Here is a 12,424-nt window from a genome sequence, read left to right as displayed (position 1 = left end):
GTGGAGTCGATGAACGCAGCCGCCTCACTCATCTGGGAATTCTTTCGTTCACCGCTGGCGCTGTCGAGCCAGGGCTGGACCCGGCGTGCTAACTCTGCTGACCGTTGGCGGACTCTTCCTGCTCGGTGTAGGTCCGCAGGAGCTGCCGGGCGCCGTCGGCCGCTGCGCCCTCTTCCGCCAGGGCCTGCTCCATGGTCTGGGCCTTGTCCCGGCCGGCAGGGAACGGCGGAAGCAGCGGAACGTCGGGGTCGGTGATGACTTCGATCAGGTAGGGACGGTCGGCTGCCAGCGCCTCGTCCCATGCGGCACCAAGCTGCTCAGGATCCTCGACCCGTTTCGCCTGCAATCCCAGCAGGCGCGCATAGCCGGCGTAGTCGACATCGGGCAGCGCCTGGCTGTCGGCGAAACGTGGTTCGGCCTCCATCTCGCGCTGCTCCCACGTGACTTCGGCCAGTTCTCGGTTGTTGAGTACGCAGATGGCAAAACGCGGGTCCAGCCACTGCTTCCAGAGCCGGCTGACGGTGATCAGTTCGGCCATCCCGCTCATCTGCATCGCCCCGTCGCCGCTGAGCACCACGAGGGGACGCTCCGGGGCCGCGAGCTTGGCGGCAATGCCGTAGGGCAGCGAACAGCCCATGCTCGCCAGCGTGCTGGACAGGTGCGCTTGCGCACCGGGCGGCAGGCGAAGCTGCCGGGCATACCAGTACACAGAACTGCCCACGTCGACGGCGAGCCAGCCGTCGCGCGGGAACCGTGCGCTGAGCTCGAACGCCACACGCTCGGGGTTGACCGGCCGCGCCGGAGTCATCGCCCGTTGCCGCGACAGTTCGCGCGACTCCCGGACCCAGCCTTCCAGCTGCTCCCGCCACGGGGTGGACGCGCGGTCCTTGAGCAGCGGCAGCAGCGCTTCCAGCGTGCCGGCGGCGTCGCCGGTCAGTGCTGCCTCGACCGGATAACGGTTGCCGATGGCGCCGGAATTGATATCGATCTGCACTGCCCGGGCAGCGCCGGGCGGCGGATAGAACTCGGTCCACGGGTCGTTCGAGCCAACAATCAGCAAGGTGTCGCAGTTCCCGAGCAGCTGGCCGCTGGCTCCGGTGCCCAGGTGGCCCATGGTCCCCGCCGCGAACGGCAGCGACTCATCCACATACGGTTTGCCCAGCAGGCTGGTGGTGATGCCGGCGCCGAGCTTCTCGGCCACCGCCACCACCTGCTCACCGGCCTCGCGCGCCCCCTGCCCTACCAGCAGGGCCACCCGCTGCCCGGCATTAAGCACGTCGGCGGCAGCGCGCAGATCCTCGGGTCGCGGCACCAAGTGTCCCGGACGCCACACCGGTGCAGTGGCCACAATGCCGTGCGTGTGCTCAAGTTCGGGAACGGGCTGCTTCTGAATATCGTGCGGGATGATCACGACGGCGGGGCCGCGGCCTGCCAGCGCTGCCTTGAACGCCCGGTCCAGCACCAGCGGAACCTGCTCAGCGCTGCTGACCTGCTGCCGGTAGACGGCTACATCCTTGGTGAGGGTGGACAGGTCCACCTCCTGCATGTAGCCGGAACCGAGCACAGTGCGGGCCTGCTGGCCGATGATCGCCACCACCGGCACGCTGTCCAACGCGGCATCGTAGAGTCCGTTGAGCAGGTGCACTGCGCCAGGTCCCTGCGTGGAGGTGACCACACCCACCCCGCTCGTGTACTTGGCGTGGCCCACGGCCATAAAAGCGGCGCTCTCTTCATGCCGGGCCTGCACGAACTCCACGGTCCCGGCCCGCCGCAGCGCGCCCATGAAGGTGTTGATGCCGTCCCCGCTGTAACCGAAGATGCGGGGTACCTGCCAGGCGTGGAGCCGTTCCACCATGAGGTCTGCCACCAGCCGCTGGGCCATAGTTTGCTCCACTCGTCATGATCAGGATGCTTACTTTCTACCATCGGTTGATGGCGTGATGAACCCTCCGGCCAGCCGCGGCCGGTACCGCGTGCAAAGATGGCGGCATGGAACTGGACGGAGAACTCGCTGGCCAGCAGATTCGGTCGGACGGCCCGGATCAGCGGGACGTCGACCTGTACCGCACCCTGAGTGCTGACATAGCCGCGGGCGTGGCGGTGGTGTCCACGCGGTGGCGGAACCGGGACTACGCGGCAACTGTCAGCGGTTATCTCTCGGTCTCCTATGACCCGCCCACCATGCTGATCAGCCTCTTCGAGGAGTCCCGCATCTGTGACGCGGTGGTCAGCTCCGGGACCTGGGCGTTAAGCCTGCTGGCGGCCCAACACCAGGGCACCGCGAACTGGCTGGCGAGTCCCGGCAACCCGGTGGAGGGACTGCTCAACCAGGTTCCGTTCCGGCGCGGCCCGGCCACCGGCGCGGCGGTGATCGGCGGGGCTACGGCGTGGTTCGAACTGAAGACCAGCGCGGTGCATCCGGCGGCAACCCACTCACTGATCGTGGGCGAGGTGCTGGCCATGGGGCGGGATGCCTCCGGCACGGAAAGCGCCGATCCGCTGATTCACTTCGCGTCCTCCTACCATCGCCTGCGCCGGTAGCGCGGCGGCCAGCGCAGTCTGGGCGGACAGCGGCGACGCCGGGCTACGGCAGCGGAGGCGGCTCGGAAAAGCGGCCTTCCCAGACCGCCCGCGAACCGGACTCGCCGGTCAGCACCACCGCCACCGTGGCACCGGCACACACCGCCAGCACGACGACGACCAGCACCGCCGCAATGATGCGGTACCCGGCGCCGAGCCGGCGCCGCCAGGAGGCCGCCGCCGTCGTTCCATAACGGAACCAGAGCCACAGGCCCAGCGCCGTGATGAACAGGCCGATCACCCACGGGAGCATCATGTCGCCCAGACGCATGTGTTCCATGGCCAGCGGCGTCTGGTCGATGCGCAGGAACAACCAGTGACCCGCCTGCTGCGAGACCGGCACCAGCACCAGCGCGAACAGCGCCATCAGCGGTGTCACGATCCCCAAGCGGCGCCGGGCCGCAGGCCAGAGGAGGCTGAGCACAATGCACAGCGCGGTGAGTGGAATGAACACCACGGTGGCGTGGACCAGGAGCACGTGCAGCGGCAGCGCATTGACTTCGTAGTCCATCGAAATCCGCTCCTTAGGCTCCGGGCAGGGCCGTCAACCGGTAAGACGCGCACGTCGGTGATGCGGTTCAGCCGGGAATCCGCGCGGCCGGTCCATTGTGTTCCCCGGCCGCCTGCCCTATGAATGGACTATGACGGTCACGCTGAGGTCCTTGGAAACCGCTGTTCCGGAAACGATTTTGATCCAGGCCGAGGCGCGTGACGTGTTTGCAGCGCAGTCCGGGCTGACGCGCCTGGGCCAGCGGCTGGTGACCACCTCGTTCGACCAGTCCGGCATCGACACGCGGCACACCGCCGTCGACGAACTCACTACGGCGAAGCGGGCCGAAGAACCTGTGTTTTTCGATGCCGGCTCCCGGGAGTTGCTCTCCCCCAGCACCAAGGTGCGCAACGACTTTTTCGCGGACAAGGCCACTCCGCTGTTCATCGAAGCCGCCGGCAAGGCGCTGGCCGCGTGCGACGGCATCGGCCCGGCGGACATCACGCACCTGATCACCGTGTCCTGCACCGGATTCTTCAACCCCGGCCCGGACTACAAAGTGGTCCGCGCACTCGGGCTCAATCCCGGCGTGCAGCGCTATCATTTGGGGTTCATGGGCTGCTATGCGGCCTTCCCGGCGCTCCGGGCGGCCAAGTCGTTCTGCGATGCCGACCCCGAAGCCGTGGTCATGGTGGTGACGGCGGAACTGTGCACGCTGCATGTGCGCACGTCCAACGACCCGGACACCATCGTGGGGTCCTCGTTGTTCGCGGACGGTGCCGCAGCCGCGGTCATCACCGCACGCGAACTGGAAGAGACCGGACCGGGTATTCGGCTGGACCACTTTGAAACCATCCTCACCCCGGTGGGCGAAGAATCCATGGCCTGGAACATCGGCGACGAAGGCTTCGAGATGGTGTTGGGCACGTACGTGCCGCACATCATTGACGAACACATTGTCGGCGCCCTGGAGCCGCTGCTGGCCCGCGAACCGGCGCTGGCGGCCAAACCATACCGCGACATCGAGCACTGGGCGATCCACCCGGGCGGACGGAGCATCCTGGACAAGGTGGAGGCCAAACTGGCGCTGACCGAGGGGCAACTGGTGCCGGCCCGCGAAACGCTGCGGCGGTACGGGAACATGTCCAGCGCCACGGTGATGTTCGTGCTCAAGCACATTTTGGAACAGCCAGCGGGCGCCGCGGAGGAACGGATCTGCTCCATGGCCTTCGGCCCGGGGCTGACGGTGGAGACCGGCCTGTTTACCAAGACTGTCCCGGCCGTGACGCCGCAGCCCCGAAACGCCATCGCTGCAGCCGCGGTGTAGCCGGAGCGGACCGCCGTGCCCTCCCCCTCTCCGGCGCATAGCCGGTCACCGTTCCTCGCCGTCCGCGCCGCGGACGCGGTGGAGGAAATGGACAAACCGGATTGCGATCCGGCCATGCTGCGGCGCACCTATGCTCAGTTTCCGCTGATCAACCGGGCGGTCTCGGGCTGGCACGGCATCTACCGCCGGCTGCTCCGGCCGCGGCTGGCCGCGGTGCAGCACCCCGCCTTGCTGGACATCGGCTCCGGTGGCGGCGACGTGCCGCGGATGCTGGCGCGCTGGGCCGCCCGCGACGGCCTGGGACTGCGGATCACCGCGATCGACCCCGACCCCCGCGCCCACGCCTTTGCCACGTCGCGGCCGCAACTGCCGGGACTGGAGTTCCGGCAGGCCTTCAGCTCGGAGCTGGTTGCCGAAGGCGGTCGCTTCGACGCGGTGGTGTCCAACCACTTGCTGCACCACCTGACCGATGCTGAACTCGCAGGCCTGCTGCAGGACTCGGCGCAGTTGGCGCGTTCCCTCGCGGTGCACAGCGACATCATCCGCAGCCGCCGCGCCTACGTGCTGTTCGCCGCCGGGACGCTGCCGTTTTTCCACCGCTCCTTGATCCGCCGCGACGGCCTGACCTCCATTCGCCGCAGCTACACGCCCGCGGAACTGCGCGCCGCCGTGCCGCCGGACTGGCAGGTGGTGCGTGATTCACCCTTCCGGCAACTGCTGGTCCGTGAGACCCATGACTGAGCTGCTGTCCCCGCGGTATCGGAACGGTGCGCGACAGGCTCCGGACACCCTTCACGACGTCGCAGTCGTAGGCGGCGGGCCGGTGGGGCTGTTCATGGCCATCCTGCTGGCCGGGCACGGATTGGACGTCACCGTGCTGGAGCAGCGGACGGCGCGGAGCAGCCACTCCCGGGCGATCGGGATCCATCCGCCGGCCCTGGCCGTGCTCGATGACGCCGGCGTGGGGGCTGCGCTGTTGGCAGCCGGGGTCCGCATCCGCCGGGGCACGGCCCGCAGCCGCGGCCGCGAGGTCGCCTCGCTGTCCTTTGCGTCCGTGCCCGGGCCGCATCCCTATGTGCTGGCCGTACCGCAGGTGATCACCGAACAACTGCTGGAGGAGCAGTTGGAAGGGCTGCGCCCAGGTGCCCTGCGGCGCGGTGTACAGGTGTACAGCGCGGACGACGACGGGGCAACCGTCACGCTGTCCTGCCGCCTGGGCGCGAGGCCAGCATCGGGAACACGCGCCGGCACAGCGCCGGATTCGGAAACTTGCATGGGCGAGCGGCCGGGATCGGAAACCAGCGCGGGCGAGGCGGCAGGAGCGGCAACGGTCCCAGATGCTGGGCCTGCCGCGGGTCCGGAAGCGGTACCGATTCGCGCCCGTCTGGTCGTTGCTGCCGACGGCGCGTACTCGGCCCTGCGCCGGCAACGTGGCGTCACGGTGCGAACGCGGTTGTATCCGGATGCCTACCTGATGGGAGATTTCGCCGACAGCACCGCCGACGGCAGCACTGCAGTGCTTTATCTGGAGGCCGGTGGCATCGTCGAATCGTTCCCGCTGCCCGGCGGCACCCGACGCTGGGTGGCGAGGATGCCCGGCGTGGTCAGCCACCCCACCGCGGCCGGCCTGGCCTCGCTGATCGCGCGACGCACCGGGGGTGGCCCGGAGCCGGACAGTTGCTCCATGCTGAGCGCCTTCTCGGTCAGTTCCAGGATGCCGCGTCGGCTGGTTTCGGGGCGGCTGGCGCTGATCGGCGATGCAGCCCATCAAATCAGCCCGATCGGCGGGCAGGGCATGAACCTGGGCTGGCTGGACGCGGCTGCCCTGGCTCCGATCGTGGCCGCGGCGCTGCGCGGCGAGCCGACGGCGCGGGCACTGCGGCAGTTCGAGGCGGACCGGCGGCGGGCGGCCGCCACCGCCACCTGGCAGGCGCATCTGAACATGGCGTTGGGCCGGCCGCTGCCCTCGACGATGCTCGCCGCCCGCAACCACCTGTTCGGCGCGCTGACCCACATACCCGGGGCCCAGGACGCGGTGGCCAACCGCTTCACGATGCACTGACCCGTCATCGAGCGGCTGCCGCCTGTCCGGGCGGCTAAAGTGGCTGCTAGACAAAATCGGCAGCACGCCGGTTTCCCCCGGCTGGTGAGGTACCGGCCGGGCACACGGGCACGGAGGTGGAGCATGGTCGGCGCGGAGCGCATCGCCGTGCTCTCGCTGCATACCTCGCCGCTGGCCCGGCCCGGCGGCGGCGATGCCGGCGGCATGAACGTCTATATCCGCGCGTTGGCGAGGGAACAGGCAGCGCTGGGCACCGCCGTCGACGTTTTCACCCGCTCCCAACATGACGGTCAGGAACCGGTGGAGCATCCGCGTGAAGGGGTGCGGGTGATCCATTTGGACGGGGCGCCGGCGGACACCGTGGCCAAGGAGGAAGTGCCGCTGCGGCTGGCTGCGCTGGAAGCATCACTGCGGCATTTCACGCAGCGGGACGGGGCCAGGTATGACGTGCTGCACTCGCACTACTGGCTCTCAGGTGCGGTGGGACTGCGCCTGCAGCGGGACTGGCGGATTCCGCTGGTGCATTCGATGCACACCATGGGGCTGGTCAAGAACCTGCACCTGCAGCCCGGCGAGGCAGCCGAGCCGGAAACCCGGGTCCGCGGCGAACAGGCCATTGCCTCCGGCGCCGGCCGGCTGATTGCCAATACGCTGAATGAAGCTTCCGAGCTGGTGGATCTCTACGGGGCGGAAGAGGGGACGGTGGACGTGATCCCGCCCGGCGTGGATCTGCGGACCTTCCGGCCCGAGGACCGGCAGCGGGACCGGGCGGCAGCCGGGCTGGACCCGGATACCTTCCATCTGGTGTTCGCCGGCCGGATCCAGGCCCTCAAGGGCCCTCAGGTGCTGCTGGCCGCGGCGGCGGAACTGCGCCGCGAATCGCCGGACATTCGGCTGCGGATTTCCATCATAGGCGAGGCCAGCGGAGCCGCCGAACTGGACCTGCCCGCGCTGGCCAGGGAACTGGGGCTGGAAGACGTCGTGGCGCTCTCTCCGCCGGTGGAGCCGGCCGAACTGGCAGCCACCTTCCGCAGCGCCGATGTGGTGGCGGTCCCGTCCTTCAGCGAATCGTTCGGGCTGGTGGCCCTGGAAGCGCAGGCCTGCGGCACACCGGTGGTCGCCACCAACGTGGGCGGGTTGCCGGTGGCGGTCAGCCACGGGCTCACCGGGCTGTTGGTGGATGGACACGATCCTGCCCGGTGGGCCGGTGCGCTGCGCGAACTGCACGACTACCCCGAGTTCCGCCAGCGACTGGGCGTCAACGCCGCCGTGCACGCCTCGTCGTTCGGCTGGGAGCAGACCGCGGCGCTGACGGCGCACAGCTACCAGCTGGCGGTGGACCACTTCCGCCGCTGACGGATGCTCACGCACCGCTAGGATTCATAGGTGCCAACTTACTGCGTCCGCCGCGCCACCAGCCATGATGTTCCCGCAACCCTGGACATGAAGTTGGCTGCCTGGCGGGAAACCTATGCCACACAACGTCCCGCATCCTTCTTTGCCGCCGAAGCCGCGCAGCGGGAGCAACAGATCGACTGGTGGTCTCGCGGCTTGGCCGCGGGCGCGGAGTTGTGGATAGCCGAGGATCCGTCCGGCCGGATTATCGGGTGTGCCGGCGCCGGCCCCACTCAGGACGACGACGGCGACACCGGCGTCCCGTACGAACTGCAGATGCTCTACGTGCTGGAGCGGGCCTACGGCACCGCGCTGGGGCAGCAGCTGCTGGAGGCGGCGATCGGTGGCAATCCGGCGCTGCTCTGGGTCCTCGAGGACAATCCCCGCGCCCAGGCGTTCTTCCGCAAGCACGGCTTCGCTGCCGACGGACGCCGCGAGGCACTGACCGGCCCATGGGACGGCCTGCACGAGATCCGGATGGTCCGTCGCCAACCCTGAGTGCGACCCGCCTCCGCGGAAGTCACCGAGCGCCGGCGCGCGCGGTGCTGTGAAGCCATAGTCTGGCCGGACTGTCGTTACGAACCAGCGCCTGCGCTGCGTCAGAACGGTTGGGTCAGAACGGTGGCGGTGTGAGGTCCGTGGCGATTCCGTTGTGGACGGCATGTGGTGTGGGTGGATGGGCAGCTTGGTGCTTTCGCCAAGCGTCTTTGAGCCGTTCGTTCAGGACGCTGATTTCGTGCCGTTCGAGGATGTCGGCGAGCTCCCCCGGCGGGGTGACCGCGAGCGGGTCTGCCGAAGTGCTGTAGGTAAGGCCGGCTGCGGTAGTCCAGTCGATGGTGCCGGGGACCGGTTGGCCTGCCTTCGCGTACCCCGCAGTCTTCAAACCGTGGTGGACCTTGCAGAAACAACACATGCAGTCGACATCAGTCTTCCCGCCCTTCGAGTAGGCGTGGACATGATCTATTTCGCAGTGTTCAGCGGCCCTGTTGCAGCCCGGAGCCCGACAGGTCCGGTCCCTGGTGCGAAGGAACCGGCGCTGCGCCCTGGTGGGCCGGTATTGTTTGCGCTCGAGCGCGAGCACGGCACCGTTGATCGGGTCGGTCAGGATTCGTGTGAAGGATGTCCCATCGCCTGCCAGCCGGCGGGCCACATCGGGGGCAATCGGACCGTACCCGTCGAGCTCGGCTGGTTCGTCACCGAGTCCCAGCAGCGTCAGCGCCGGAACGGTGAGGCTGGCATGTGCGGCGATCCTCGGGCCCGGTTTGCCCATCCTCGGCCCTGGTGAAATGCCGGTCAGCAGCAAGTCGGAGAAAACATCCGCCCGCAACTGGGTCAGTGTCCGGGACTCCTCGGCGTCCTGTAATGAAATGGCGGTGGACTGGATCCGGTTGAACGCCGCGACCGCTTCCTCGGCCGGCAGATATGCGTTCAGCCAGGCCATGCCGTCCTCGTCCGGAAGCAGCTCGATCCGACGGTCCCGGCGCGCTTTGGCATGGCGGACGGCGATCGATTCGGGGTGTTCCCGCTCGCGCCGCGTCCGGGCGCGGGCCGCAAACTTGGACCGGGTCATCGCGTCCTCCGTCGCGGCCGGCAGCATGACGGCTTCGAAGTCGGTGCGTGCATCCTCAGGCAATGAACCGGCTTGATCCACCAGTGCCTCGGCAATCCCGGCACTCGTATCCCCGGCAGACAGGGCCGCCAGCGTGTTGCGAAAAGGTCCGTGGAGCTTGAGTGCCAACGCGATCTTGTCCTGTGCTGTCCTCCGCGGAAGTCGCAGCGCGTGCGCGGCCTCATCCACCACCGAAGATTCCGCATCGTGGCCGTTCGGACGACGCCCTTCCGGTTCGTAGGGGGTGGCCCAAGCGTCTTCCTGGCTGTCCAGCGCCTGCAGGTAGAGGGCATTGAGCAGGCTGAACTTGTGCGCTTCCAGCCACGCCAGCGCCCGCCCGGTCTGGACCAGCGCGAAGGCAGCCTCCTCGTAAACCATCAGGGCAGGCTCCTGCCGGCCCACCACACCCAGCAGTTCAAGGCCGTTAAGCTTGCGCGCGGCGTCTGGCCCGGTCGCGCCGGTTGCGCCTTCCGCATCGGCGAAAGCTGTCCGCGCGGGGTGGTCTGCATCGTTGGGCCGGTCGCAAGATGCGTCGTCGAAAAACTCCCTCGGCAGCAACCCGTTCAGTGGATCCACACACGGCACATCCAGGCAAGCAGCCAATGATGCTTCCAGATCCGCCCAGTACTGTGCCGCTTCCGGAGAATCATCCCAGCGACCCGACAGCCAGCCCGGATCCGGGTCAACCGGAATCCCGTCCCCGTCAAACTCCTGCATGGCGGTATAAATGCGGGCCGGGGCCGCCCCCGGCGCCCCGGCGGCAGCGCCACCTGCAGGCTCAGCCTGCGAACCGCCAGATGCCTGCCGCTCCTGCCGCGCGGCCGGCCCGATGCCATGGCCGGAGTAGTCTGGCTCGTCGGGCTGCAACGGTGCGGGTGCCATTCCCCTATTTTACTAGAAGATGCTTTCGGATACAATAGTATTGTAGTCGAATTTCAGTTCTACGAAAGGCGAACGAAGAAGTCCGTCGGCTCAGCCGATAATTTCCTTGGGGGATCTCCCACCGGGACCTCCCACCAGGATCCACGGAGGGGATCAGGCCTTTTCCAGCTCGGCGCGAATCGCCGCGATGCCGCGCCAGACTTCCGCAAAACTGGTGGACAGCGGCGAGAGCCCCAGTCGGATACCGTCCGGTTCACGGAAGTCCGGGATCACGCCTTGTTCCCAGAGCCGGGCCGTGACGTGTTTGAACGCCGGATGGTCGATCGTGACGTGTCCTCCGCGCTCGGCCGGATTCAGCGGCGAGGCGACGACGACGCCGAAGTCGGCCAGGCTGGCCTGCACGGCTTCGATGGCGAATTCGGTCAAGGCGACGGACTTGTCCCGGACGGCGGCCAGGCCGGCCTCATCGATCAGCGCGATCATGTCCTGCATGGCCGTCATCCCGATAATCGGCGGCGTCCCGGAGGTGAACCGGCGGATACCGCCGGCGGGTTCGTAGCCCTGGCCCATCTCGAACGGTTCGCTGCTGCCCAGCCAGCCCTGGATCGGCTGCCGGAAGTGCTGGTGTTCTGTCCGCACATAGGCCCAAGCGGGCGCGCCGGGGCCGCCGTTTAGATACTTGTAGCTGCAGCCTGCGGCCAGGTCAACGCCCCACGCATCCAGTTCCACGGGCAGCACCCCGGCGGAATGGCACAGATCCCACAAAACCAGGGCACCGGCGTCGTGCGCCACGGTGGTGATGGCGGGAATGTCCGCAATGTATCCGGAGCGGTAGGCCACATGGCTGAGCAACACCAGCGCGGTGTCGGGCCCGACGGCGGCGCGCACGGCGTCCGCGGTGACTCCCCCGCCATGCGGCGGTTCGAGCCAGTCCAACTGCAGGCCGCATTCGGCAGCAATGCCCTCCACGATGAAGCGGTCGGACGGAAAATTGTCCCGGTCCACCAGGATGCGGGTCCGGCCGGGGCGGACTGCAATCGCGGCCCGCGCCAACTTGTAGAGCAGCACAGTGGTGGAGTCGGCCACCACGCATTGGCCGGGGGCTGCGCCGAGCACCACGCGGCCCAATTCATCGCCGACCCGTTCGGGCAGCGCCAGCCAGCCCTCGTCCCAGGCCCTGATCAGCCGTCCGCCCCACTGTTGCAGCATCACCTCGCGGACCCGGTCCACACTGGCGGCCAGCGGCCGGCCTAGCGAATTGCCGTCCAGATAGGCGGTGACAGATTCGTCGTCGTGGCCCACAAACCGGGTGCGGTATCCCGCCAGCGGGTCGGCGGCATCGAGCGTCCGGGCGCGGTCGGCAAGCTGAGCATCGGTGGTCATACGGCCAGCATAAGGGCGGCGGGCATGGCCGGGCGCGAAGCCGGGCACCGTGAATCCGAAAAAAGTTTTCCGGTGCTGTCGATATCCACTTCCGCCGTTCGACGGCATAGTAGAAGGCGCATACCGCGTCCTCGTTCACAAAGGAGAAAAGCCGTGAAGTACATGTTCATCATGCGTTCCACCGACGAAGCCGTCGAGGCTTACAAGTCCACGCCGTTCGAAGAAGTGATCAACAAGATGGGCGCGTACAACGAGTCCATGATCAATGCCGGCATCTTGCTCGCCGGTGAAGGGTTGGCGGACCTGTCCGACGGCAGCGCCTTCGTCGTTGACTTCTCGGAAGAGCCGCCGATCGTCACCGACGGCCCGTACGGCGAAACCCATGAGCTGTTCAATGGCTTCTGGATTGTCCAGGTGTCGTCCAAGGAAGAAGCTGCGGAGTGGGCGAGCCGCTGCCCGCTGGGCCCCGGCTCCAAGCTGGAGGTGCGCCGCGTGACCGAGGCCGCAGACTTCGCTGAGTTCTCCGACAACGAATACATCCAGAAGGAGGAGGGCTGGCGGGAACAAGAAGCGAAACTGCGCGCGGAGAACGCCTAGCATCCGCGCGGCGGGAGGGTCAGCCGTGGCAGGGACGGAGAAGGCGCGGGCCGAGGCTGCCGAGCGGGAGGAGGCTGCCGATCGCTCGGCGACAACCGA

11 protein-coding genes are annotated in these 12,424 nt (G+C 67.9%); 7 read left to right on the top strand and 4 right to left on the bottom strand.

From position 1 onward, the window contains the following. Positions 1-88 precede the first annotated feature (88 nt). Complete coding sequence (locus tag ACMX2H_RS12615; RefSeq protein ID WP_414960828.1) at positions 89-1,882, bottom strand: thiamine pyrophosphate-requiring protein; 1,794 nt, start codon at positions 1,880-1,882, stop codon at positions 89-91. Positions 1,883-1,989: 107 nt separating this feature from the next. Here ACMX2H_RS12615 and ACMX2H_RS12610 point away from each other — a divergent pair, with 107 nt between their 5' ends. After that, positions 1,990-2,541 (top strand): flavin reductase family protein, encoded by a 552-nt coding sequence (locus ACMX2H_RS12610; protein ID WP_414960827.1) that lies wholly within the window; start codon positions 1,990-1,992, stop codon positions 2,539-2,541. Between the two features lie 43 nt (positions 2,542-2,584). Here ACMX2H_RS12610 and ACMX2H_RS12605 read toward each other — a convergent pair whose 3' ends face one another. Continuing rightward, positions 2,585-3,091, bottom strand: coding sequence for a hypothetical protein (locus ACMX2H_RS12605; RefSeq protein ID WP_414960826.1), 507 nt, complete (start codon positions 3,089-3,091; stop codon positions 2,585-2,587). A gap of 130 nt (positions 3,092-3,221) precedes the next feature. On the opposite strand from ACMX2H_RS12605, the gene ACMX2H_RS12600 reads away from it, so the two are divergent. From ACMX2H_RS12600 to ACMX2H_RS12580, 5 genes are all read left to right on the top strand, one after another. Beyond that, positions 3,222-4,397: a type III polyketide synthase gene (locus ACMX2H_RS12600; RefSeq protein ID WP_414960825.1), complete on the top strand. Its 1,176-nt coding sequence runs from the start codon at positions 3,222-3,224 to the stop codon at positions 4,395-4,397. 87 nt (positions 4,398-4,484) lie between these two features. Next, a complete protein-coding gene (locus ACMX2H_RS12595) occupies positions 4,485-5,138 on the top strand; it encodes a class I SAM-dependent methyltransferase (RefSeq protein ID WP_414960824.1) in 654 nt (217 codons plus the stop codon). Next, positions 5,131-6,459, top strand: coding sequence for an FAD-dependent oxidoreductase (locus ACMX2H_RS12590; protein ID WP_414960823.1), 1,329 nt, complete (start codon positions 5,131-5,133; stop codon positions 6,457-6,459). The genes ACMX2H_RS12595 and ACMX2H_RS12590 overlap by 8 nt, the downstream gene beginning before the upstream one ends. Positions 6,460-6,582: 123 nt before the next feature. Beyond that, a complete protein-coding gene (mshA, locus tag ACMX2H_RS12585) occupies positions 6,583-7,815 on the top strand; it encodes a D-inositol-3-phosphate glycosyltransferase (RefSeq protein WP_414960822.1) in 1,233 nt (410 codons plus the stop codon). 30 nt (positions 7,816-7,845) lie between these two features. Then, complete coding sequence (locus tag ACMX2H_RS12580; protein ID WP_414960821.1) at positions 7,846-8,352, top strand: GNAT family N-acetyltransferase; 507 nt, start codon at positions 7,846-7,848, stop codon at positions 8,350-8,352. Positions 8,353-8,467: 115 nt separating this feature from the next. On the opposite strand, the gene ACMX2H_RS12575 is transcribed toward ACMX2H_RS12580, so the two are convergent. Further along, entirely contained in the window at positions 8,468-10,345 is a 1,878-nt protein-coding gene (locus tag ACMX2H_RS12575) for an HNH endonuclease signature motif containing protein (protein WP_414960820.1), read from the bottom strand. A 153-nt stretch (positions 10,346-10,498) separates the two neighbouring features. Further along, positions 10,499-11,728, bottom strand: coding sequence for a kynureninase (locus tag ACMX2H_RS12570; protein WP_414960819.1), 1,230 nt, complete (start codon positions 11,726-11,728; stop codon positions 10,499-10,501). 153 nt (positions 11,729-11,881) lie between these two features. On the opposite strand from ACMX2H_RS12570, the gene ACMX2H_RS12565 reads away from it, so the two are divergent. Then, positions 11,882-12,325 carry a YciI family protein gene (locus ACMX2H_RS12565; protein WP_414960818.1) on the top strand — a complete coding sequence of 148 codons (444 nt, stop codon included), beginning with the start codon at positions 11,882-11,884 and terminating at the stop codon, positions 12,323-12,325. Positions 12,326-12,424: the final 99 nt, after the last annotated feature.

The sequence above is a fragment of the Arthrobacter sulfonylureivorans genome (assembly GCF_047607445.1).
In the GTDB taxonomy this organism is placed as follows: Bacteria; Actinomycetota; Actinomycetes; order Actinomycetales; family Micrococcaceae; genus Crystallibacter; species Crystallibacter sulfonylureivorans_A.
The sequence above is the reverse complement of the archived record's forward strand: the minus strand, read 5'-3'. Positions and strand labels throughout refer to the sequence as shown.

What these genes read in the sequence shown, in the direction of transcription:
- ACMX2H_RS12570 (WP_414960819.1), bottom strand. Translation starts at nt 11,728, where the DNA reads ATGACCACCGATGCTCAGCTTGCCGACCGCGCCCGGACGCTCGATGCC.
- ACMX2H_RS12605 (WP_414960826.1), bottom strand. Translation starts at nt 3,091, where the DNA reads ATGGACTACGAAGTCAATGCGCTGCCGCTGCACGTGCTCCTGGTCCAC.
- ACMX2H_RS12575 (WP_414960820.1), bottom strand. Translation starts at nt 10,345, where the DNA reads ATGGCACCCGCACCGTTGCAGCCCGACGAGCCAGACTACTCCGGCCAT.
- mshA (WP_414960822.1), top strand. Translation starts at nt 6,583, where the DNA reads ATGGTCGGCGCGGAGCGCATCGCCGTGCTCTCGCTGCATACCTCGCCG.
- ACMX2H_RS12595 (WP_414960824.1), top strand. Translation starts at nt 4,485, where the DNA reads ATGGACAAACCGGATTGCGATCCGGCCATGCTGCGGCGCACCTATGCT.
- ACMX2H_RS12610 (WP_414960827.1), top strand. Translation starts at nt 1,990, where the DNA reads ATGGAACTGGACGGAGAACTCGCTGGCCAGCAGATTCGGTCGGACGGC.
- ACMX2H_RS12615 (WP_414960828.1), bottom strand. Translation starts at nt 1,882, where the DNA reads ATGGCCCAGCGGCTGGTGGCAGACCTCATGGTGGAACGGCTCCACGCC.
- ACMX2H_RS12600 (WP_414960825.1), top strand. Translation starts at nt 3,222, where the DNA reads ATGACGGTCACGCTGAGGTCCTTGGAAACCGCTGTTCCGGAAACGATT.
- ACMX2H_RS12590 (WP_414960823.1), top strand. Translation starts at nt 5,131, where the DNA reads ATGACTGAGCTGCTGTCCCCGCGGTATCGGAACGGTGCGCGACAGGCT.